Annotated in this window: 18 protein-coding genes; 10 read left to right on the top strand and 8 right to left on the bottom strand. The window is 59.1% G+C overall.

Going from position 1 to position 21293, the window contains the following annotated elements; all coding sequences use genetic code 11:
• The first annotated feature begins 5 nt into the window (after positions 1–5).
• The 8 genes from nuoJ to ACM6IN_RS08970 all read left to right on the top strand — a co-directional run bounded on the left by nuoJ (position 6) and on the right by ACM6IN_RS08970 (position 8292).
• Complete coding sequence (nuoJ, locus tag ACM6IN_RS09005) at positions 6–506, top strand: NADH-quinone oxidoreductase subunit J (RefSeq protein WP_007920176.1); 501 nt, start codon at positions 6–8, stop codon at positions 504–506.
• Positions 507–509: 3 nt separating this feature from the next.
• Entirely contained in the window at positions 510–818 is a 309-nt protein-coding gene (gene nuoK, locus ACM6IN_RS09000) for an NADH-quinone oxidoreductase subunit NuoK (protein WP_003223790.1), read from the top strand.
• The gene (nuoL, locus tag ACM6IN_RS08995) at positions 815–2668 is read left to right on the top strand and encodes an NADH-quinone oxidoreductase subunit L (RefSeq protein ID WP_007920175.1); all 1854 of its coding nucleotides are present in this window, start codon (positions 815–817) and stop codon (positions 2666–2668) included. The genes nuoK and nuoL overlap by 4 nt, the downstream gene beginning before the upstream one ends.
• Before the next feature lie 39 nt (positions 2669–2707).
• On the top strand, positions 2708–4240 hold the full coding sequence (gene nuoM / locus ACM6IN_RS08990) for an NADH-quinone oxidoreductase subunit M (RefSeq protein WP_414915821.1): 1533 nt from the start codon (positions 2708–2710) through the stop codon (positions 4238–4240).
• 7 nt (positions 4241–4247) lie between these two features.
• Positions 4248–5711, top strand: coding sequence for an NADH-quinone oxidoreductase subunit NuoN (gene nuoN / locus ACM6IN_RS08985; protein WP_007920173.1), 1464 nt, complete (start codon positions 4248–4250; stop codon positions 5709–5711).
• 427 nt (positions 5712–6138) lie between these two features.
• Entirely contained in the window at positions 6139–6489 is a 351-nt protein-coding gene (locus ACM6IN_RS08980; RefSeq protein WP_093434372.1) for a toxin, read from the top strand.
• A complete protein-coding gene (locus tag ACM6IN_RS08975) occupies positions 6479–6793 on the top strand; it encodes a helix-turn-helix domain-containing protein (RefSeq protein WP_027614657.1) in 315 nt (104 codons plus the stop codon). Before ACM6IN_RS08980 ends, ACM6IN_RS08975 begins: the two co-directional genes overlap by 11 nt.
• A 173-nt stretch (positions 6794–6966) precedes the next feature.
• Positions 6967–8292, top strand: coding sequence for an OprD family porin (locus tag ACM6IN_RS08970; RefSeq protein ID WP_414915820.1), 1326 nt, complete (start codon positions 6967–6969; stop codon positions 8290–8292).
• A 557-nt stretch (positions 8293–8849) separates the two neighbouring features.
• On the opposite strand, the gene ACM6IN_RS08965 is transcribed toward ACM6IN_RS08970, so the two are convergent.
• The 6 genes from ACM6IN_RS08965 to ACM6IN_RS08940 all read right to left on the bottom strand — a co-directional run bounded on the left by ACM6IN_RS08965 (position 8850) and on the right by ACM6IN_RS08940 (position 16191).
• A complete protein-coding gene (locus ACM6IN_RS08965; protein WP_414915819.1) occupies positions 8850–9230 on the bottom strand; it encodes a DUF6124 family protein in 381 nt (126 codons plus the stop codon).
• 475 nt (positions 9231–9705) lie between these two features.
• A complete protein-coding gene (locus ACM6IN_RS08960; protein WP_414916085.1) occupies positions 9706–10038 on the bottom strand; it encodes a DUF2790 domain-containing protein in 333 nt (110 codons plus the stop codon).
• A gap of 78 nt (positions 10039–10116) precedes the next feature.
• Positions 10117–10320 carry a co-regulatory protein PtrA N-terminal domain-containing protein gene (locus ACM6IN_RS08955; RefSeq protein WP_414915818.1) on the bottom strand — a complete coding sequence of 68 codons (204 nt, stop codon included), beginning with the start codon at positions 10318–10320 and terminating at the stop codon, positions 10117–10119.
• Positions 10321–10542: 222 nt separating this feature from the next.
• Entirely contained in the window at positions 10543–13692 is a 3150-nt protein-coding gene (locus ACM6IN_RS08950) for a CusA/CzcA family heavy metal efflux RND transporter (protein ID WP_414915817.1), read from the bottom strand.
• A 14-nt stretch (positions 13693–13706) separates the two neighbouring features.
• The gene (locus ACM6IN_RS08945) at positions 13707–14894 is read right to left on the bottom strand and encodes an efflux RND transporter periplasmic adaptor subunit (RefSeq protein ID WP_414915816.1); all 1188 of its coding nucleotides are present in this window, start codon (positions 14892–14894) and stop codon (positions 13707–13709) included.
• A 49-nt stretch (positions 14895–14943) separates the two neighbouring features.
• Positions 14944–16191 carry a TolC family protein gene (locus tag ACM6IN_RS08940; RefSeq protein ID WP_095113694.1) on the bottom strand — a complete coding sequence of 416 codons (1248 nt, stop codon included), beginning with the start codon at positions 16189–16191 and terminating at the stop codon, positions 14944–14946.
• Positions 16192–16727: 536 nt separating this feature from the next.
• On the opposite strand from ACM6IN_RS08940, the gene ACM6IN_RS08935 reads away from it, so the two are divergent.
• Together ACM6IN_RS08935 and ACM6IN_RS08930 are read left to right on the top strand one after the other, a co-directional pair.
• Positions 16728–17402 carry a heavy metal response regulator transcription factor gene (locus ACM6IN_RS08935; RefSeq protein ID WP_007920164.1) on the top strand — a complete coding sequence of 225 codons (675 nt, stop codon included), beginning with the start codon at positions 16728–16730 and terminating at the stop codon, positions 17400–17402.
• Entirely contained in the window at positions 17399–18832 is a 1434-nt protein-coding gene (locus tag ACM6IN_RS08930) for a heavy metal sensor histidine kinase (protein ID WP_414915815.1), read from the top strand. The genes ACM6IN_RS08935 and ACM6IN_RS08930 overlap by 4 nt, the downstream gene beginning before the upstream one ends.
• 395 nt (positions 18833–19227) lie before the next feature.
• Here the strand turns inward: ACM6IN_RS08930 and ACM6IN_RS08925 are convergent, their stop codons facing one another.
• The gene (locus ACM6IN_RS08925) at positions 19228–20970 is read right to left on the bottom strand and encodes an ABC transporter substrate-binding protein (RefSeq protein ID WP_007912488.1); all 1743 of its coding nucleotides are present in this window, start codon (positions 20968–20970) and stop codon (positions 19228–19230) included.
• A 47-nt stretch (positions 20971–21017) separates the two neighbouring features.
• On the bottom strand, positions 21018–21290 hold the full coding sequence (locus ACM6IN_RS08920; RefSeq protein ID WP_007912485.1) for a DUF2160 domain-containing protein: 273 nt from the start codon (positions 21288–21290) through the stop codon (positions 21018–21020).
• Between the last annotated feature and the right edge of the window lie 3 nt (positions 21291–21293).

Raw genomic sequence — 21293 nt, 5'->3', positions numbered from 1 at the left:
GAACGATGGAATTCGCTTTCTATTTCGCATCGGGTATCGCTGTTGTGTCCACGCTTCGCGTAGTCACCAACACCAACCCTGTGCACGCCCTGCTCTACCTGATCATCTCGTTGATCGCCGTGGCCATGACCTTCTTCGCACTCGGCGCACCGTTCGCCGGCGTGCTGGAAGTGATCGCTTACGCCGGCGCCATCATGGTGCTGTTCGTGTTCGTGGTGATGATGCTGAACCTGGGTCCCGCCTCGGTTCAGCAAGAACGCGTCTGGCTCAAGCCCGGCATCTGGGCCGGTCCGGTGATTCTCGCCGCGCTGCTGCTGGCCGAACTGCTGTATGTGCTGTTCGCTCACCAGAGCGGTCAGGCCATCGGCCACACCACCGTAGACGCGAAAGCCGTGGGCATCAGCCTGTTCGGCCCGTACCTGCTGGTGGTCGAACTCGCCTCGATGCTGCTGCTTGCTGCAGCCGTCACGGCGTTCCATTTGGGCCGTAACGAGGCGAAGGAGTAAGACATGCCTGCTATCCCTCTCGAACATGGTCTGGCGGTTGCCGGCATCCTGTTCTGCCTTGGTCTGGTCGGCCTGATGGTCCGCCGCAACATTTTGTTCGTGTTGATGAGTCTGGAAGTGATGATGAACGCCTCTGCACTGGCGTTCATTGTTGCAGGCGCCCGTTGGGGCCAGCCGGATGGGCAGATCATGTTCATCCTGGTGATCAGCCTTGCAGCCGCCGAGGCCAGTATTGGTCTGGCGATCCTGCTGCAACTGTATCGCCGCTTCCACACGCTCGATATCGACGCTGCCAGTGAGATGCGCGGATGAATCTTATCTTTCTGACTTTCGTATTCCCTCTGATCGGTTTCCTGCTGCTGTCGTTCTCCCGTGGACGCTGGTCGGAAAACCTCTCGGCGCTGATCGGCGTGGGTTCCATTGGCTTGTCGGCGATTGTCGCCGCCTACGTCATCTGGCAATTCAACGTCGCGCCACCGGAAGGCGGTCACTACACGCTGGTACTGTGGAAGTGGATGGCGGTCGAAGGCTTCAAGCCTGACTTCGCCCTCTACGTCGATGGCCTGTCGATCACCATGCTCGGCGTGGTCGTTGGCGTCGGTTTCCTGATCCACCTGTTCGCGTCCTGGTACATGCGCGGTGAAGCGGGCTACTCGCGCTTCTTCTCGTACACCAACCTGTTTATCGCCAGCATGCTGTTCCTGGTACTCGGCGATAACCTGTTGTTCCTGTACTTCGGCTGGGAAGGCGTGGGCCTGTGCTCGTACCTGTTGATCGGTTTCTACTACAGCAACCGCAACAACGGTAACGCCGCACTCAAGGCCTTCATCGTGACCCGGATCGGCGACGTGTTCATGGCCATCGGCCTGTTCATCCTGTTCCAGCAAGTGGGCACGCTGAACATCCAGGAACTGCTGGTGCTGGCACCGCAGAAATTCCAGGTCGGCGACTTCTGGATCACCCTGGCGACCCTGATGCTGCTGGGTGGTGCGGTCGGTAAATCGGCACAACTGCCGCTGCAAACCTGGCTCGCGGACGCGATGGCTGGCCCGACCCCGGTTTCGGCACTGATCCACGCCGCGACGATGGTTACTGCCGGTGTCTACCTGATCGCCCGTACCCACGGTCTGTTCACCCTGGCGCCGGAAATCCTCCACCTGGTCGGCATCGTCGGTGGTGTGACGCTGGTTCTCGCAGGCTTCGCCGCACTGGTACAAACCGACATCAAACGTATCCTCGCCTACTCGACCATGAGCCAGATCGGCTACATGTTCCTGGCGCTGGGCGTTGGCGCCTGGGATGGCGCGATTTTCCACCTGATGACCCACGCCTTCTTCAAGGCCCTGCTGTTCCTTGCTTCCGGTGCGGTGATCGTTGCCTGCCACCACGAGCAGAACATCTTCAAGATGGGCGGTCTGTGGAAAAAACTGCCACTGGCCTACGCCAGCTTCATCGTCGGCGGTGCCGCTCTGGCCGCTCTGCCACTGGTCACCGCCGGCTTCTACTCCAAGGACGAAATCCTTTGGGAAGCGTTCGCCAGCGGCAACCACGGTCTGCTCTACGCAGGTCTGGTCGGTGCGTTCATGACTTCGCTGTACACCTTCCGCCTGATCTTCATCACGTTCCACGGTGAAGCCAAGACCGAAGCCCACGCCGGTCACGGCATCTCGCACTGGCTGCCACTGTCGGTGCTGATCGTGCTGTCGACGTTCGTCGGCGCGATGATCGTGCCACCGCTGCACGGTGTGCTGCCAGAAAGCGTTGGCCATGCCGGTGGCGAAGCCAAGCACAGTCTGGAAATCGCTTCGGGCGCCATCGCCCTGGCCGGTATCCTGCTGGCAGCGCTGCTGTTCCTCGGCAAGCGTCGCTTCGTCACGGCCATCGCCAACAGCGGCATCGGCCGTTTCCTTTCGGCCTGGTGGTTCGCTGCCTGGGGCTTCGACTGGATCTACGACAAACTGTTCGTCAAGCCTTACCTGGCGATCAGCCACGTACTGCGCAAAGACCCGCTCGACCAGACCATCGGTCTGATCCCGCGTATGGCCAAGGGTGGTCACACCGCCCTGAGCCGCACCGAGACCGGTCAACTGCGTTGGTACGCTGCTTCGATGGCTGCTGGTGCCGTGCTGGTAATCGGCGCCATCGTGCTGGTAGCGGTCTGATATGAACCTTGCGAATTTGCGAAAGGAAACGAGCCCGTCATGATTCTGCCTTGGCTAATCCTGATCCCCTTCATCGGCGGCCTGCTGTGCTGGATGGGTGAGCGCTTCGGCGCTACCCTCCCGCGCTGGATTGCGCTGTTGACCATGACCCTGGAACTCGCCCTCGGCCTCTGGCTGTGGGCCCACGGTGACTATTCATTTGCGCCGGCGCCTGGCGCCGATCCGACCTGGGCGCTTGAGTTCAAGCATGTCTGGATCCAGCGCTTCGGCATCAACGTGCACCTGGCCCTCGACGGCCTGTCGCTGTTGATGATCCTGCTGACCGGTCTGCTGGGTATCCTCTCGGTACTCTGCTCGTGGAAAGAGATTCAACGTCACGTTGGCTTCTTCCACCTGAACCTGATGTGGATCCTGGGCGGCGTTGTCGGCGTGTTCCTCGCCCTCGACCTGTTCATGTTCTTCTTCTTCTGGGAAATGATGCTGGTGCCGATGTACTTCCTCATCGCGCTCTGGGGTCACAGTTCTTCGGACGGCAAGAAAACCCGGATCTACGCGGCGACCAAGTTCTTCATCTTCACTCAGGCTTCCGGCCTGATCATGCTGGTGGCGATCCTCGGTCTGGTGCTGGTCAACTTCAACAACACTGGCGTGATCACCTTCAACTACGCCGACCTGTTGAAAACCAAGATGTCGATGACCACCGAGTACATTCTGATGCTCGGCTTCTTCATCGCCTTCGCGGTCAAGCTGCCGGTGGTTCCGTTCCACTCGTGGTTGCCTGATGCCCACGCCCAGGCGCCGACTGCCGGTTCCGTCGACCTCGCCGGTATCTTGCTGAAAACCGCTGCCTACGGTCTGCTGCGTTTCGCCCTGCCGCTGTTCCCGAATGCTTCGGCCGAGTTTGCGCCGATTGCCATGACCCTCGGTCTGATCGGGATCTTCTACGGTGCGTTCCTCGCTTTCGCACAAACCGACATCAAGCGTCTGATTGCCTTCTCGTCCGTTTCCCACATGGGCTTCGTGTTGATCGGCATCTACTCCGGCAGCCAACTGGCTCTGCAAGGTGCAGTGATCCAGATGTTGGCGCACGGTGTGTCGGCGGCGGCACTGTTTATCCTCAGCGGTCAGTTGTACGAGCGTCTGCACACTCGTGACATGCGTGAGATGGGCGGTGTGTGGTCGCGTATCGCATACCTGCCGGCGATCAGCCTGTTCTTTGCAGCCGCTTCGTTGGGTCTGCCGGGTACCGGTAACTTTGTCGGTGAGTTCCTGATCCTGATCGGCTCCTTCGCGAGCTGGCCGGGGATCACCGCAATTGCCACCTCCGGTCTGGTGTTCGGTTCGGTCTACTCGCTGATCATGATCCACCGTGCTTACTTCGGTCCGGCGAAATCGGATTCGATCCTGCACGGTATGGACGCTCGCGAACTGATCATGGTGCTAGGCCTTGCGGTGTTGCTGATCTACATCGGCGTCTACCCGCAACCGTTCCTCGACACGTCTGCCGCCACGATGCATGGCGTTCAGCAGTGGCTCGGCACCGCCTTCACTCAACTCGCTTCGGCCCGGTAAGAGCGCTATGGAATTCACGATTCAACACTTTATTGCGCTTGCGCCACTGTTGATCACCAGCCTCACCATTATCGTGGTGATGCTGGCAATCGCTTGGCGCCGCAACCACTCGCAGACCTTCCTGATCTCGGTCGCCGGTCTGAACCTGGCCTTGCTGTCGATCCTGCCAGCCCTGAAAGTCGCGCCTCTGGCCGTGACTCCACTGCTGCAAATCGACACCTTCGCTTGCCTGTACATGGCGCTGATCCTGGTCGCCACCCTCGCCTGCGTCACCCTCGCCCACGCCTACTTGGGTGATGGCGGTTCGGGTTACCCGGGCAACCGTGAAGAACTCTACCTGCTGATCCTGATGGCCGCCGCCGGCGGTCTGGTTCTGGTCAGCGCGCAGCACCTGGCCGGTTTGTTCATCGGTCTGGAACTGCTCTCGGTACCGGTTTACGGTCTGGTGGCTTACGCCTTCTTCAACAAGCGTTCGCTGGAAGCCGGCATCAAATACATGGTGCTGTCGGCCGCCGGTTCTGCATTCCTGTTGTTCGGTATGGCGCTGCTGTACGCAGACTCGGGTTCGCTGAGCTTCGTTGGCATCGGTCAGGCATTGGCTGCGACTGGCCTGCCTAGCTCGCTGGCACAACTGGGCCTGGGCATGATGCTGATCGGTCTGGCGTTCAAGCTGTCGCTGGTACCGTTCCACCTGTGGACGCCGGACGTTTACGAAGGTGCTCCGGCACCGGTGGCTGCGTTCCTCGCGACCGCTTCGAAGGTTGCGGTGTTTGCGGTGATGGTGCGTCTGTTCCAGATCTCCCCTGCTGCCAGCAGCGGCGTACTGAGCGACGTGCTGACCGTTATCGCCATCGCCTCGATTCTGTTCGGTAACCTGCTGGCCCTGACCCAGAGCAACCTCAAGCGTCTGCTCGGTTACTCGTCCATCGCGCACTTCGGCTACCTGCTGATCGCGCTGGTGGCGAGCAAGGGTCTGGCGGTGGAAGCCATCGGCGTGTACCTGGTGACGTATGTGATCACCAGCCTCGGCGCCTTCGGCGTGATCACCCTGATGTCCTCGCCGTACAACGGCCGTGACGCGGATGCCCTGTACGAATACCGCGGCCTGTTCTGGCGCCGTCCGTACCTGACCGCCGTGCTGACCGTGATGATGCTGTCGCTGGCGGGTATCCCGCTGACCGCTGGCTTCATCGGCAAGTTCTACATCATCGCTACCGGTGTTGAATCGCACCAATGGTGGCTGGTCGGGTCCTTGGTACTGGGCAGCGCCATCGGCGTCTTCTACTACCTGCGCGTGATGGTCACCCTGTACCTGATCGAGCCAAACCTGCGTCGCCACGACGCCCAACTGCACTGGGAACAGAAGGCAGGCGGCGTGATGCTGCTGGCCATCGCCCTGGTCGCGTTCTTCCTGGGTGTATACCCGCAGCCATTGCTGACGCTGGTTCAGCAGGCGGGTCTGGCGGGCTGATTGCTCCGTCGCTTTTAGCTACAAATAGAAACGGTACCTTCGGGTGCCGTTTTTGTTTTTGCGGGTAAGCCCGGCTCCCACAGGTTTCGATGGTGTTCACAAAGTCTGTAGTCCCGCCCACCCCTTCAAGTCTAAACATACAAGCGAGCCTGCTCGCGAAGGCGTCGGCACATTCAACCTCTTCTTCGCCTGACACCCCGCCGCTATCACCATTCGGCGTTGGGCACTGCTTGCGGGATTGTTCCGACACGGCAGCTGCGAAGCCTCTTCATAGATCAATCGAACGTTCTCACCACACGCGGCGATTCGTCCTACAGGTGTTTTTACGAGCGGCGTCTACCGTTGAAAAAGGGACGAAAAGCAAGGCCAGGAGGCCTTGACCGATTCGATTATCGAGACAACACTATACGTAGGTAGCGTACAGAACATGGATGCTCTATTTATCGAATTGCCTGTATTTCAGAAGCACCGAGACGACTATCTGGATGACGATCTGTTTCGCAGCTTTCAACTGGAGCTGCTGAAAAATCCGGAAGCGGGCGATCTCATCGAGGACACAGGCGGGCTTCGTAAAATTCGCTTTGGCGACCAACGAAGAGGGAAAGGTAAGCGCAGCGGATTACGAGTGATTTATTACTGGTGGTCAGGCTTCGATCAGTTCTGGCTCTTTACCGTATACAACAAAAACGAGCAGGACGATTTGACGCCTGCCCAGAAAAAACTTTTCAGAAAAACGCTGGATAGAGAACTCAACGCGAGAACCCACTATGAAACGTGACATTTTTTCCGAACTGATGGATGGACTGGAAGCACTGGCCGATGAACGCCAAGGCAAAATCACCTTACGTACCCACAAAGTTCAACTGCCAAAACTGATGCCGATCACTGCTGAAGAAGTGATAGCCATCCGTCAGCAACTTAATCTTTCCCGGTCAGTATTCGCGATGTATCTACGCACCAACACGCGAACGCTCGAAAACTGGGAGCAAGGACGAGCAACGCCCAATGCTCAGGCCACAACCCTGATCCGTCTGGTCGAGCGTTTTCCACAGACAATCGAACAACTCGCAGCCCTGACCTGACACAGGGTTTTAATTCCAGCCACATGACGAAATTGTAATTCCCTCATCACCTTGGCGTTATCCGCAGCTTGCAACGATGTCACCCGGCGACCATGCCGGCGGGCTCTGCTCCGCCGAACAACAAAACCCACGCCGAAGCACGTTCCCGTTCTGCCGAACCCAAGGAGTGTTTGATGGTTAACCCTACAAAAATATCGATGGCCGCTTTAGCGGTGGTGGTCGGCGCCGGGCCGTCCATGGTGTTTGCAGAAGACAAGCCTGAAGGCTTTGTCGAAGGCAGCAGCCTGACGGTGCTCAACCGTAACTTCTACTTCAATCGTGATCATCGCAACGGCCAGTCCAGCCCGACCGGCAACGGTTATTCCGAAGCCTGGGCGCATGCCGTGATCAGCAAATTCGAATCCGGTTTCACTCAAGGCACCGTCGGCGTCGGTGTCGATGCGTTTGCGATGATTGGTCTGAAACTCGACACCGGTGATGGCCGTAATGGCGGGCGCAGTTCGTTTGATGTGTTGCCGGTCAACAGCGACGGCGAAGCGCGGGACGAATACACCAAGGTCGGTGGCGCTGCGAAAGTGCGGGCGTTCGATACGGTGGTCAGGGTCGGTGATGTGTTCCCGGCCAACCCGATGGTCGCGGCCGGTGACTCGCGCTTGTTGCCGGAAAGTTTTCGCGGCGTGACGGCGACCAACACCAGCATCGAAGATCTGTCGGTGCAGGGTGGCCGGTTGCATGCGATGAGCCAACCGGTGTCCAGCGACATGCGAGAGAACTTCGCGACCTTCTACGCAGGCCCAGTCAATTCGCCGTGGATCGCGTATGGCGGCGGCGATTATGTGCTGAACAAAAACCTCAGTTTCAGCCTCTATTCCAGCCGCCTCAAGGATGCGTGGAATCAGTATTACGCCGGTACTGCCTGGACCTATCCGCTGTCCGATGATCTGTCGCTGTTCGGTGGCCTGAACTATTACAAAGCCGTCGATGAAGGCAAACAACTGCTCGGCGAATTCGACAACAACATCTGGAGCGGTCGCGTCGGCGTGAAACTCGGCGCCCACTCGGTCGCCCTCTCCCACCAGCGCAACAACGGCAATGACGACTTCGATTACCTGCGCCAGTCCGATTCGATCTTCCTCGACAACTCGATCCAGTACAGCGACTTCAACTCGCCGAAAGAGCGTTCGTGGATGGTGCGCTATGACCTCGACATGAGCACTTATGGCGTACCCGGCCTGTCGTTCATGACTCGCTACGCGCGCGGCACCGATGCTGATTATTCCAACGCCAACGCGGTGTACATGCGCCGCGATGCCGAGGGTAATCCACTGACCGATCAAAAACGTTGGGAGCGCGATATCGAAGTCAAATACGTGGTGCAGAGCGGCTCGATGAAAGACCTGTCGCTACGCTTGCGCCAAGCCACGACCCGCGCCACGGCGTTCGAGTCGGATCTGGATGAAGTGCGGGTGATTGTCGAGTATCCGTTGGCGATTCTCTGATTACGCGGTTGATGCAAATTCACCTTTAGAAGCTCCTTGCTCCTTTGGTAAGAGGTGAATCTTTTGGCGTCCTTCGGGGCGCCTTTTTTGCTTTGCGTTTTGCCGTGGTTATGTTTTCCAGGTTTAGGCCCGGCCCTCACCCTAGCCCTCTCCCAGAGGTAGAGGGGACTGACCGAGCTGCTTATTGGAAATCCATCGACCTGAAAAACCGGGGCGTACTCTGGTTTTGAATGGCTTGAAGATCTGCTCCCTTTCCCATTGGGGGAGAGAGGACAGACCGAGTTGGTTGTCGAAGATACACCGACCCAAAAAACCGGGGCGTACTCTGATTTTGAATGGCTTGAAGATCTGCTCCCCTCGCCCCCCTGGGGGAAAGGGGACTGACCGAGCTGGTTGTTGAAGATGTATCGACCTGAAAAACCGGGGCGTACTTTGGTTTTGAATGGCTTGAAGATCTGCTCCCTTCTCCCTCGCCCCCTCGGGGGAGAGGGCTGGGGTGAGGGGGCAGGATTTTGAGGTCAACGCAAAAACAACGGATAAAACCCGGCCATTGATAGCTACGACGCAGGATCTACGTTATCCAATGCCTTGTTCACCGCAAGTTCGCCAAGCATGACGACCTGCGCGATGCCGAGCAGGGTCTTGCGATGGGTGCCGCCTAGCAGCGCGGCGAAGTCACCGAGCATTACCGTGGCCGAGGCCAGGGATTCGCTGGCGTTGGCCAGTAGTGATTCGGTGTCGGCTTTGGGATTGACCAGGAACATCTGGTTAGGGATGTACGGTGCGGACATGATGGCGGCTGAGGGTTTGAGGTAGAAATCGAGGGCGCGGTCGGCGGCTTCGTGGAGTTTTCTAGTCTCAATGGAGACGTAGGGGGATGTTGAGGTGGCGTCAGGGGTGGCGTCTGTTTCGGGGGGATTCGGGGTTGGCTTTTTCATGATATTTCTCCTTCATAACGTTGAAGCTGATCCATTCGGTTCCACGCGAAGGGGTGGCAGCTGTACGCAGGTTGGAACCCGGGGAACGGAGAAACCCGGCAGACTCGAAAGTCTCCCGCGCACAGCCGCCATAACAGACTGCACACCATGAAGGTGGGCAAGCATACGTCATGAAAGACGCTTTGGCGCTGACACGTTCTCCGGGGTTCCAATCCCGATCGCTGAATTGGCAGCGACCCACACAGGCTAGAGAGCGGACGTCCGACGGACAACCTGAAAACATTGTGGGAAGGTTCCGCACTTCCCACACAACCTTTAAACATCGCGAATTGAAATACGCATCGTTATATTGAAATTCGGCCCCTGTAGGAGCTGCCGAAGGCTGCGATCTTTTGATCTTGATCGTTAAAATCAAAGTCAAAAGATCGCAGCCTTCGGCAGCTCCTACACGGGACCGCGTTTTGGCGTAGCGGATTCAGCTCCCGCCGTTTCGACACACACCCATCACGCTGTACTTGATGGTGTTGAGCTGGCCTTTTGAATCCTCGTAGGTCATCGCGGTGGGCACGACATTGCACGCCGCCTGCGGCTTCACAACACTCACCACTTTGACCACGTCCAGCTTCATTCCGTATTCGTAATCCTTTACCACCGGCGGCGCTTTGCCCTGGTTGGCGGCGTACTGTTCCATAGCTTTGCTGTTGGCGCTGAGCGCGCGTTCGAAAGTGCGGTCACCACCGCCTTCGGCCAGCACATTTACCGACGTCGCCATGACAGCCGCGAATGCGATCAAGTTGAGTACTTTCATATCCATTTGCTTCCCGTCCGGGCGTAAAAAAAGTCCGGCATCGATGCGCGATATCGGGCTTGTTCAGGTGCAGCAGACTTACAGATCGCGGGTCTTGTCGTCTTTCTTGTCAGTGACGACTACCGGGTTGCCGGCGGCTTTTTCCTTGGCGACGAACAGTTCCATGGAGCGGTCGTTGCTGGTCATCATCCGCTCGAATGTGCGGTCGCCGCCACCTTCGGCCAGGGCCACGGAAGAGATCGCCAGAGCGGCTGCGAAGGCAGTGAGTTGGGCAAGTTTCATCGTTGATTCCTCGTTTAAGTAACTGACGGGATCAAGGTAACAAGGCGCACCTTTCGTGACGGTGGCGGGGAAATTACATATCCGTTATGTGCCCGGCACTCTCCTGAAGTCGAACACAAAACCTGTAGGAGTGAGCCTGCTCGCGATAGCCGTGGGTCAGTCAATGTAGATCTGACTGATAGACCGCTATCGCGAGCAGGCTCACTCCTACAGTGGGATTGCCTAGTTAGATGGAACGGTGTCCTCATCCCGGCGATGGGCGAGTTGATAGAGCGCCGGCAAGATCAGCAGCGTGAGGATCGTGGAAGACAGGATTCCGCCGATCACTACGGTGGCGAGCGGCCGCTGCACTTCGGCGCCGGTGCCGGTTGCAAGCGCCATCGGGATGAAACCCAGCGACGCCACCAACGCCGTCATCAACACCGGCCGCAAACGCGTCAGCGCGCCTTCATGAATCGCATCCGACAGCGAACGCCCCTCTTCCCGCAAATTACGAATAAACGCAATCATCACCAAGCCGTTTAACACCGCCACCCCGGACAACGCGATAAACCCGACGCCAGCGGAAATCGACAACGGAATATCCCGCAACCACAGCGCCATGACCCCACCGGTCAAGGCAAACGGAATCCCGGTAAACACCAGCAAACCGTCCTTCAGGTTGTTGAACATCATGAACAACAACCCGAACACCAACAGCAGCGCCACCGGCACGACAATCTGCAAGCGTTTGGCCGCTGATTGCAGTTGCTCGAACTGCCCGCCCCAACTGGTCCAGTAACCCGCCGGGACCTGCACATCACGCTCGATCACCTCGCCGGCCTCGCTGACGAACGAGCCGATATCACGCCCGCGCACGTTGGCGCTGACGATCACCAGACGCTTGCCGTTTTCGCGGCTGACCTGATTCGGCCCGAGCACCAGGTCGAGGCTGGCGACGTCTTGCAGCGCGATGAAGCCGATCTGATTCGCAGCGCCGCTCAGTGCTGGCACCGGGATCAGCAATGCCGACAAGCCGTCGATGTCCTTGCGCATGGCATCGGACAAACGCACAACCATGTCGAAACGCCGATCGCCCTCATACAAGGTCCCGGCCTGCCGCCCGCCCACCGCGACCGCAATGGTGTCCTGCACATCACCGACATTCAGCCCATATCGCGCAACCTTGTCGCGATCAATGTTGATGGTCAGCACCGGCAGCCCGGTGGTTTGTTCGACCTTCACTTCAGAGGCACCGTTGACCTTCTGCATCGCCGCAGCAATCTTCGCCGCCGTGGCATTGAGCACGTCCATATCATCACCGAACACCTTCACTGCAACGTCACTGCGCACACCGGAGATCAATTCGTTGAAACGCAACTGAATCGGCTGCGACAGCTCATAGTTGCTGCCCGGCAACATCGCGGCCGCAGCTTGCAGTTCGGCCATCAGGGTTTCGCGGGACTTGCCCGGATCCGGCCACTGCTCTTTCGGCTTGAGCATCACGTAGCTGTCAGAGATGTTCGGCGGCATCGGGTCGGAGGCGATTTCGGCGGTGCCGGTGCGGGCAAAAACACGTTCGACTTCTGGCACCTTCGCCAGTATCAACGTCTCCAAGCGCTGCTGCATGTCCACCGATTGCGTCAGGCTGGTGCCCGGCACGCGCAACGCTTGCAGGGCAAAATCCCCTTCGCTCAGGCTAGGAACAAACTCGCTGCCCATGCGACTTGTGAGCACACCACTAAGGACAATCACGCCCAGCGCCGCGCCCACTGCGATTGCGCGATGGGACATGACCCAGGCCAGCGCCGGCGCATAAACACGACGTGCGCCACGCATCACCGCGCCCTCTTCTTCCTTGACCTTACCGGTCACGAACAACGCAATCGCCGCCGGCACAAAGGTCACGGAAAGCAACATCGCGCCAAGCAAAGCGATGACCACGGTGAACGCCATCGGGTGGAACATTTTCCCTTCGACGCCGCTCAAGGCGAAAATCGGCAGGTAAACGACCATGATGATCAACTGGCCGAAAATCAGCGGTCGTCGCGCCTCTTTCGCTGCGGCAAAGACTTCCTTGAAACGCTCGGCACGGGTCAACAATCGTCCGTGATGCTGCTGCGCATGGGCGAGTCGACGCAGGGTGTTTTCGACGATCACCACCGCGCCGTCGACAATAATCCCGAAGTCGAGCGCGCCGAGGCTCATCAGGTTGGCGCTGACCTTGTTGCTGAACATGCCGGTGAAGGTGAACAGCATCGACAGCGGAATCACCATCGCCGTAATCAGCGCCGCGCGGATGTTGCCGAGGAACAGGAACAGAATCGCGATCACCAGAATCGCGCCTTCGATGAGGTTCTTTTTCACCGTGGCGATGGCTTTGTCGACCAGGTGCGTGCGGTCGTAAACCGGCACGGCGATCACGCCTTGCGGCAGGGACTTATTGATCTGTTCGAGCTTGCTGGCGACCGCTTGCGAGACCGTGCGGCTGTTCTCGCCGATCAACATGAACACCGTGCCAAGCACCACTTCACGACCGTTTTCCGTGGCCGCACCGCTGCGCAATTCGCGGCCGATTTCCACGCTGGCGACGTTCTTCACCCGGATCGGTGTGCCGTCGACATTGGCCATGACGATGTTGGCGATGTCCTCGGTGCTCGCCACTTGGCCCGGCGCGCGGATCAGCAACTGCTCGCCGCTGCGCTCGATGTAACCGGCACCGACGTTAGCGTTGTTGCGCTCCAGCGCGGTGACCAGATCGGTCAGCGTCAGCTTGTACGCGGCCAAGCGTTTCGGGTCCGGCGCGATCTGGTATTCCTTGGCGAAACCGCCGATGGTGTTGATCTCGGCGACCCCGGGTACGTTGCGCAACTGCGGCTTGATGATCCAGTCCTGAATCACCCGCAGATCGGTCGGTGTGTACGCGCTGCCGTCGTCCTTGAGCGCGCCCTCCTTCGCCTCGACCGTCCACAGAAAGATCTCGCCGAGACCGGTGGAAATCGGCCCCATCACCGCTTCCGCGCCTTCGGGCAATTGCTCCTTGGCGATCTGCAGACGCTCGTTGACCAATTGGCGGGCGAAAAACAGGTCGGTGCCGTCCTTGAAGATCACCGTGACTTGCGACAGGCCCGAGCGCGACAGCGAACGGGTCTGTTCGAGTGCCGGCAGACCGGCCATGGCGGTTTCAATCGGGAAGGTGATGCGCTGCTCGGTTTCCAGCGGCGAAAACCCGGCGGCGCCGGTGTTGATTTGCACCTGGACGTTGGTGATGTCCGGCACGGCGTCGATCGGCAGTTTTTGATAACTGGCGATGCCGAGGCCGGCCATGAGCAGAACGGCGAGCAGGACGATGATGCGCTGCTCGATGGCAAACTGGATCAGGCGTTCGAACATGGGATTCTTCCGGATCAGTGGCTGTGCTCGGCTGAGGCTTTGCCCAGTTCCGACTTGAGGACGAAGCTGCCGGCGCTGGCGACTTGCGCGCCCGGTTCCAGCCCTTGAGTAATTTCCACATGGCCGGCTGCGCGGCTGCCCAGCTCCACCGCGCGCGCTTCGAAACCGTCGTCGGTACGCACGAACACCGTGGATTTGTCCTCGACGGTCTGGATCGCGGTTTCCGGCACGGCGACTTTCGCTTCGCGGCTGTCGGTCGCCACCAGCGCGGTGACGAACAGACCGGGGCGCCACGAGCCTTGTGGATTTTCCAGGGTGACGCGGACGGTCGCGGTGCGGGTTTGTTCGCCGAGCAAGCTGCCGACGTAAGCCACGCTGCCGACCACTTCTGCGTTCAACTCCGGGGCGCTGACGGTGACCGCTTTGCCTACTTGAACCTTGTTCAAATCCTTCGGTGAAACGCCGAACGTCACCCACACTCGCGACAGATCCGAGAGGGTGAACGCCGCTGTACTTTCATCAACGACTTCCCCCGGCGTCAGATGTTTTTCCACAACCACGCCGTCGAACGGTGCGCGCAATTCATAGCGGTTGCCGCCAGTGGCGACCCCGCTGCCGCTGAGCACGCTGATCTTTTGCTGCGCATTGCTCACGGCAATTTCTGCTTCTTGCAAGGCCTGGCGCGCCTGGAGGAAATCCTGCTCGGCGGAGATCTTGTCCTGCCACAGCTTTTTCTCGCGCTCGTAGGTGGTGCGCGCCAGGGCCAGGCGACGTTGCGCGGCGGCCTGTTCGCTGCGTTGATCGGAGATCTGCTGACTGGCGATCACCGCCAGCAACTGGCCCTTTTTCACCGTTTGCCCGAGGTTGACCGCCACCGATTCGACCACGCCCGGAACGCGCGGTACGACGTGGGCGGTGCGGTCTTCGTCGAAGCGCACTTCGCCGGGGACTGGCAGGCCGCGGCTGATGTTTTGCGCCCGTGCTTCGGCGAGTTGAATACCGGCAGCCGTGATCTGCTCGGCGCTCAATTCGATGTGCCCTTCTTCGGCATGTTCAGCCGCTGCACCTTCTTCGGCGTGATCGGCATGCTCAGAAGTCTCGTCGGCATGCGCGTCGATGCTTGCGTTACCTGACCACTGCGAGCCGATACCAATGCCCAGCGCCAACGTCGCCACCGCGACCACCATCAGTTTTTTATCCATGGAAACTCCTCTGCGCCGAGCCATCGCGCAGTTGTCTGAAAAATGAAATTCAACGGCTGACGCTGAGGTCGCCAAAAATTCGTTCGATGCGTACGCGGGCGTCGGTCGCCTCGCTGACGGCCTGGATGTACTGGCTACGAGCGCTGATCAATGTGCGTTGCGCATCGAGCACATCGAGAAAGCCGAACTTGCCCATTTCGAAACCGCGCGTGGCGCTGTCGACCGCACTTTGCGCGGCGGGCAGGATGGTCTGGTTGAACGCGGTGACTTCGCCGTTGGCGGTCTGCCATTGCTCAAGGCTGGTCTGGATTTCCGTGCGCAATCGCAGCTCGGTGGCGTTGCGCAGATCCCGCGCCTGATCGGTTCGGCGGGCGGCCGCGAGGACGTTGCCCTGATTGCGGTTGAACAGCGGAATCGGCATCGACAGGCCGACCACGTTGACCCGCTCGCGCTCGGTTTCGCTGTACTGGCTGCCGATGCTCACGGTGAGATCGGGGATGCGCTGGGACTTTTCCAGGCCCAGCGATGCTTCGCGCTGATCGATCTGCAACTTGGCCAGACGCAGTTCGGCGGTTTCGTTCAGACGCTCGAGCAATCTTGTCGGTGGTGGAACGGCCGGCATGCTTTGCGTGGGCGCCTGCACCTTGGTCGAGGTTGGTAGAGGCGCGCCCATGACCTGCGCCAGTTGTTGGTACGCGGTGGCCTGATCACGTTCGGCGCGGCTCAGTTCAAGGCGCACTTCCGAGAGCTGCACTTGCGCCCGCGTGCCCTCGACCGGCGACGATTTACCCGCCTCGATCCGCCCTTGCGCCACCCGCACACCGTGCTCGGCCAATTGCAGGGATTGCCGGGACAGCTGCAAACGCTGCTGCGCGGTTTGCGCACTGTTGAACGCCTGAATCACATCGGCACGCAAAGCATTGCGCTTGCGCTCCAGTTCGATGCCGGCAGCGTCCTGCGCGCGGCTGGCAACGTCGATCCGTGCGCCGCGTTTGCCACCCAGTTCGATCGGCTGACTGAGCATCACCGTGGTTGTGCGCGACTCGCGGCGAGTGTCTTCGGCTTCCCACGACACTTCGGGGTTGGGGATCAGGCCGGCCTGTTGGCGGTCACCTTCGGCGATGCCGATTTCCCATTGCGCTGCGGCCAGTTCCGGGTTGCCGGCGAAGGCACTTTGCAGGGCTTGCTCCAGCGTCAGGGTCGCTGCGTTCGCGAGGCTGGTACAGGCCAACAACAGGATGCCGCTGGCGGTTTTTTTCAGGCGTGATCGCGCCGTCAGTTCTATTAAACCGGGCAATGGAAGACTTCCTTTATTCAAGAATCTCGGATGCCGCCACGGTAGGGTTTTGAACTTATCGACAAGGTGACTGGAACATTACAAATCCGTTATCCACGGTTTTCCGAAGTTGTTTTGTTCTAGGATGCGAAGTGCAAATGGTTTTATCGAAATACATCGAAACAAAAACACGGTAGTTATCTGCTGAATCGCACTTGCCGGAATCAAACTCATGGGAATTTTGTGGCTTTCGCTGCGACCGGCTGTCGCAGAGCACCGTTTTAAGGCGCTTGGTGGTTGACCCTGTAGCCACTACAACCTTTATCGTCCGAACCTCCCCTCACCCCAGCCCTCTCCCAGAGGGAGAGGGAGCCGACCGAGATGTCTGGCGTTATATATCGACCTGTTACATCTAGTCGATTATGGATTCAGTAATGTTTTTTCACGTCGGCGTAGTTCTGAAATATCCCGCATTCAGTCCCCTCTCCCCCCGGGAGAGGGCTAGGGTGAGGGGCCTTTTTAATTAAATACCCATTAAATAAAAGTGGTGAAAGATCATGCGAATCCTTGTCGTCGAGGACGAGCTTAAAGCTGCCGAATACTTGCATCAGGGTTTGACCGAAAGTGGTTATGTCGTTGACCACGCGGCCACCGGTGCCGATGGCCTGCACCTGGCGCAACAACAAGCCTATGACCTGATCATTCTCGATGTGAACCTGCCGGAACTCGACGGCTGGGGCGTGCTGGAACAACTGCGTCGCACCCATTCGACGCGGGTGATGATGCTCACCGCGCGCGGGCGCCTGGCGGACAAGATTCGTGGTCTTGATCTGGGCGCTGACGATTATCTGGTCAAGCCGTTCGAGTTCCCCGAACTGCTGGCGCGGGTGCGCACCTTGATGCGTCGCAGTGAAAACATCCCGGTGCCACAGGTACTGAAAGTCGCCGATCTGGAACTCGATCCGGGCCGCCATCGCGCGTTTCGAGGCGCGCAGCGTATTGACCTGACCACCAAGGAGTTCGCCCTGCTGCATCTGCTGATGCGTCAGTCCGGCGAAGTGCTGACGCGCACGCAGATCATCTCGCTGGTGTGGGACATGAATTTCGACTGCGACACCAATGTGGTCGAGGTGTCGATCCGCCGTTTGCGGGCGAAGATCGACGACCCGTTCGACAGCAAACTGATTCACACCCTGCGCGGTGTCGGCTATGTGCTGGAGGCACGGGAATGAAGCCCTCCAGCCTGTCGATGCGCCTCGGTTTGACGGTGAGTATTCTCGGCGCGCTATTGGTGGTGTTCCTCGCGATCCTTGCCTATTTCGCGTTGACTCATGAACTGAACGCGCTGTCGCGCGACAGTCTGGAAAAGAAGATGGCGCAGGTCGAACACAGCCTGTCGTTGTACGTCGATGCCAATGAAATCACCGGCAAACCGCATATTCTGCTCGATCAGGTGATGGGGCATGACAACCTCACGCTGACCATTTATGACCGCCTCAATCAGCGCTCGCCGCTGCTCAAATCCGGCTCGGGATTGAGCGATCCGCGCGTCGAATTGAAAGCGGTGCGCGCCACCACCGATCAACTGACTTACAGCGACAGCACCGACGCGGAAGGCAAGAAATTCCTCACCGCCTCGAAACTGATTCGCCTCAAGGACAGCAGCAGCGTGCCGGTGCTGCTGTCAGTGGATAACGCCCACGATGAGGCGCTGCTCAGCGCCTATCTGCGCTCAACGCTGATTGCCTTGCCGTTGTTGCTGGTGTTTATCGGTCTGACCGCTTGGGGTGCGGTGCAGCGTGGCTTGGCGCCGTTGCGCGAGTTTCGCAAAGTCGCAGCGATGGTCTCGACCCAGGATCTGGAGCACCGGCTGTCCGTGGTGAACATGCCGCAGGAGTTGAGCGAATTGGCGCAAGGCATCAACTTCATGCTGCATCGGCTCGATGCAGGAGTGCAGCAGTTGTCGCAGTTCTCCGATGACCTGGCGCATGAGCTGCGCACGCCGATCAACAACCTGATGGGCAAAGCGCAGGTGACCTTGTCCCGCGAGCGCACGACCGAGGAATACAAGGACGTGCTGGTGTCGTGCACCGAGGAACTGGAGCGCGTGGCGCGGATTGTCTCGGACATGTTGTTTCTCGCGCAGGTCAGTCATCCGTCGGCGCTGGCGCCGTTTGAATCGGTGGCGCTGGAGGACGAGGCGGCGAAGGTCGCTGAGATGTTTTCGCTGTCGGCGCAGGATAAGAACATTCACTTGAATGTCGTTGGCAGTGCGACGGTAATGGGCGATCGGCTGATGATTCAGCGGGCAATTTCCAATCTGTTGTCGAATGCGCTGCGCCACTGCCCGAACGGGAAAACCGTGACGTTGCTGATCGAACAAGGTGCGACCCAGACCTCCCTGTTGGTCAGCAACCCCGGCGCCGGGATTGAGGCGCAACACCTGCCACATCTGTTCGACCGCTTCTACCGTGTCGACAGCAGCCGCTCGCGCTCGCAGGGCAGCACCGGGCTGGGCCTGGCAATTGTGCGCTCGATCATGAGCCTGCATCAGGGTGTAGCGGAGGTTAAGAGCTTGCCGGGGGCGATGACCGTGTTCCGGCTCGGGTTTCCTGCGGTGCCGCCAATGGCCCCTTCGCTTGCAGGCAAGCTCCCACAGTGATCTGCGGCGTGCCCGGAGTTTGTGAACATCACAGAAACCTATGGGAGCCTGGCTTGCCAGCGATGGCGGCGGGTCGGTCGATATCAATGTTGAATGTCAGATCGAATCGCTGGCAAGCCAGCTCCCACAGTGATCTGCGGCGTGCCCGGAGTTTGTGAACATCACAGAAACCTGTGGGAGCCTGGCTTGCCAGCGATGGCGACGGGTCAGTCGATATCAATGTTGAATGTCAGATCGAATCGCTGGCAAGCCAGCTCCCACAGTGATCTGCGGCGTACCCGGAGTTTGTGAACATCAAAGAAAACTGTGGGAGCTTGCCTGCAAGCGAAAGCGGTAGATCAGGCAGCAAAAAAAACGGCACCTTCCGGTGCCGTTCGCCTTTCACAGTTCCACTATCACTTACGCGCATCCGCCCACGATTTCAGCAGTTCGTTGTAGCTCACGGTCTCGCCTTTCGGCTTCTCGTTGGCCAGTTTCGGTTTCGGTGCGCCCGGTTGATCAAACCAGTACTGAGCATCGCGCTCCGGATTCATCTTCGGTGCACAAACCGCCTGGGCTTTGGAGCGTTCCAGACGCGTCATGATCGCGTCCTGATCCTTGGCCAAGCCATCCAGCGCCTGTTGCGGGGTCTTCTCGCCGCTGGCCGCTTCGGCGATGTGGCTCCACCACAGTTGCGCCAAACGCGGGTAGTCCGGCACGTTGGTGCCGGTCGGGGTCCATTGCACGCGGGCCGGGCTGCGGTAGAACTCGACCAGACCACCGAGTTTCGGCGCCAGATCGGTCATCGCCTGCGAGTTGATGTCCGACTCGCGAATCGGCGTCAGACCGACGATGGTTTTCTTCAGCGACACGGTTTTCGACGTGACGAATTGCGCGTACAGCCACGCCGCCAGTTTCTGTTTCTCAGGCGTGGATTTCATGAACGTCCACGAACCCACATCCTGATAACCGAGCTTCATGCCCTCTTCCCAATACGGCCCACGCGGCGATGGCGCCATCCGCCATTTCGGCGTGCCGTCGGCGTTGACCACCGGCAGGCCCGGTTTGGTCATGTCGGCGGTGAACGCGGTGTACCAGAAGATCTGCTGAGCAATGTTGCCCTGCGACGGCACCGGGCCAGACTCGGAGAAGGTCATGCCCGCCGCTTCCGGTGGCGCGTACTTCTTCAACCAGTCGACATACTTGGTGGTGGCGAACACCGCGGCCGGGCCGTTGGTATCGCCGCCACGGGTCACACTGGAGCCGACCGGATGGCAATCCTCAACACGAATCCCCCATTCGTCCACCGGCAAACCGTTGGGCAGGCCTTTGTCACCGCCGCCGGCCATGGAGAACCAGGCATCGGTGAAACGCCAGCCCAGCGACGGGTCTTTCTTGCCGTAGTCCATGTGCCCGTACACACGTTTGCCGTCGATTTCCTTGACGTCTTCGCTGAAGAATTTGGCGATGTCTTCATAGGCCGACCAGTTCACCGGCACGCCCAATTCGTAGCCGTATTTTTCCTTGAACTTGGCTTTCAGATCGGCACGCTCGAACCAGTCGGCGCGGAACCAGTACAGGTTGGCGAATTGCTGGTCAGGCAGTTGATAAATCTTGCCGTCCGGCGCGGTGGTAAACGAGATACCGATGAAGTCCTTGATGTCGAGGGTCGGCGAAGTGAAGTTCTTGCCTTCGTTGGCCATCAGGTCGGTGATCGATTCGGTCTTGCCGTAGCGAAAGTGCGTACCGATCAGGTCCGAGTCGTTGACCCAGCCGTCATAGATATTCTTGTCCGACTGCATCACCGTCTGCATTTTCTCCACCACGTCGCCTTCTTGCAGCAGGTCGTGGGTGAGCTTGATCCCGGTGATTTCGCTGAACGCCTTGGCCAGCACTTTCGACTCGTATTCATGGGTGGTCAGGGTCTCGGAAACGACCTTGATGTCCATGCCGCGAAACGGCTCGGCGGCCTTGATGAACCACTTCAGTTCTTCGAGTTGCTGCTCGGCCGTCAGGGTCGACGGTTTGAATTCACTGCCGATCCATTTTTTCGCCGCGTCCTCGTAGGCATCGGCCCAGGCGGATGCGCTCAAACCGCTGAGTGCCAGCATGGCTGCCAATGAAATGCTATGTCGCAGCTTATTGTTTTTGTCGAACATAGAGACCTCCTGTTTAAGTTGTGGAGCCGCATTGCCGAACGACTCGACTAGCCCCAACGCATCACAGCCAACAGCCACACCAGGGACAACGCGGACGCCACCCAGATGCTCCAGTCGGTGGCGCCGATCACCAGCAAATGCAGGTAGGCGCTGCCGAGAAGACCGATAAACAAACGATCACCACGGGTGGTGGCAATCGGCAGAAAACCTCGCCGCAGGATGCTCGGCGAACGCAATTCCCAAGTGGTCATGCCGACCAGAATCAGGCCGATGACGATGAAGAATGCTGCGGTAGGCGTGGTCCAACTCATCCATTCCATCAT

The organism is Pseudomonas sp. IT-P395 (genome assembly GCF_949767675.1).
Classification (GTDB): Bacteria; Pseudomonadota; Gammaproteobacteria; order Pseudomonadales; family Pseudomonadaceae; genus Aquipseudomonas.
This window is presented reverse-complemented; position numbering and strand designations above follow the sequence as displayed.

Bases quoted from the DNA above. Each gene is read 5' to 3' on its own strand.
- ACM6IN_RS08925 (WP_007912488.1), bottom strand. From the start codon at position 20,970: ATGTTCGACAAAAACAATAAGCTGCGACATAGCATTTCATTGGCAGCC.
- ACM6IN_RS08930 (WP_414915815.1), top strand. From the start codon at position 17,399: ATGAAGCCCTCCAGCCTGTCGATGCGCCTCGGTTTGACGGTGAGTATT.
- nuoL (WP_007920175.1), top strand. From the start codon at position 815: ATGAATCTTATCTTTCTGACTTTCGTATTCCCTCTGATCGGTTTCCTG.
- nuoN (WP_007920173.1), top strand. From the start codon at position 4,248: ATGGAATTCACGATTCAACACTTTATTGCGCTTGCGCCACTGTTGATC.
- ACM6IN_RS08975 (WP_027614657.1), top strand. From the start codon at position 6,479: ATGAAACGTGACATTTTTTCCGAACTGATGGATGGACTGGAAGCACTG.
- ACM6IN_RS08965 (WP_414915819.1), bottom strand. From the start codon at position 9,230: ATGAAAAAGCCAACCCCGAATCCCCCCGAAACAGACGCCACCCCTGAC.
- ACM6IN_RS08970 (WP_414915820.1), top strand. From the start codon at position 6,967: ATGGTTAACCCTACAAAAATATCGATGGCCGCTTTAGCGGTGGTGGTC.
- ACM6IN_RS08920 (WP_007912485.1), bottom strand. From the start codon at position 21,290: ATGGAATGGATGAGTTGGACCACGCCTACCGCAGCATTCTTCATCGTC.
- ACM6IN_RS08950 (WP_414915817.1), bottom strand. From the start codon at position 13,692: ATGTTCGAACGCCTGATCCAGTTTGCCATCGAGCAGCGCATCATCGTC.
- ACM6IN_RS08955 (WP_414915818.1), bottom strand. From the start codon at position 10,320: ATGAAACTTGCCCAACTCACTGCCTTCGCAGCCGCTCTGGCGATCTCT.
- nuoJ (WP_007920176.1), top strand. From the start codon at position 6: ATGGAATTCGCTTTCTATTTCGCATCGGGTATCGCTGTTGTGTCCACG.
- ACM6IN_RS08960 (WP_414916085.1), bottom strand. From the start codon at position 10,038: ATGAAAGTACTCAACTTGATCGCATTCGCGGCTGTCATGGCGACGTCG.
- nuoM (WP_414915821.1), top strand. From the start codon at position 2,708: ATGATTCTGCCTTGGCTAATCCTGATCCCCTTCATCGGCGGCCTGCTG.
- ACM6IN_RS08980 (WP_093434372.1), top strand. From the start codon at position 6,139: ATGGATGCTCTATTTATCGAATTGCCTGTATTTCAGAAGCACCGAGAC.
- ACM6IN_RS08935 (WP_007920164.1), top strand. From the start codon at position 16,728: ATGCGAATCCTTGTCGTCGAGGACGAGCTTAAAGCTGCCGAATACTTG.
- ACM6IN_RS08945 (WP_414915816.1), bottom strand. From the start codon at position 14,894: ATGGATAAAAAACTGATGGTGGTCGCGGTGGCGACGTTGGCGCTGGGC.
- nuoK (WP_003223790.1), top strand. From the start codon at position 510: ATGCCTGCTATCCCTCTCGAACATGGTCTGGCGGTTGCCGGCATCCTG.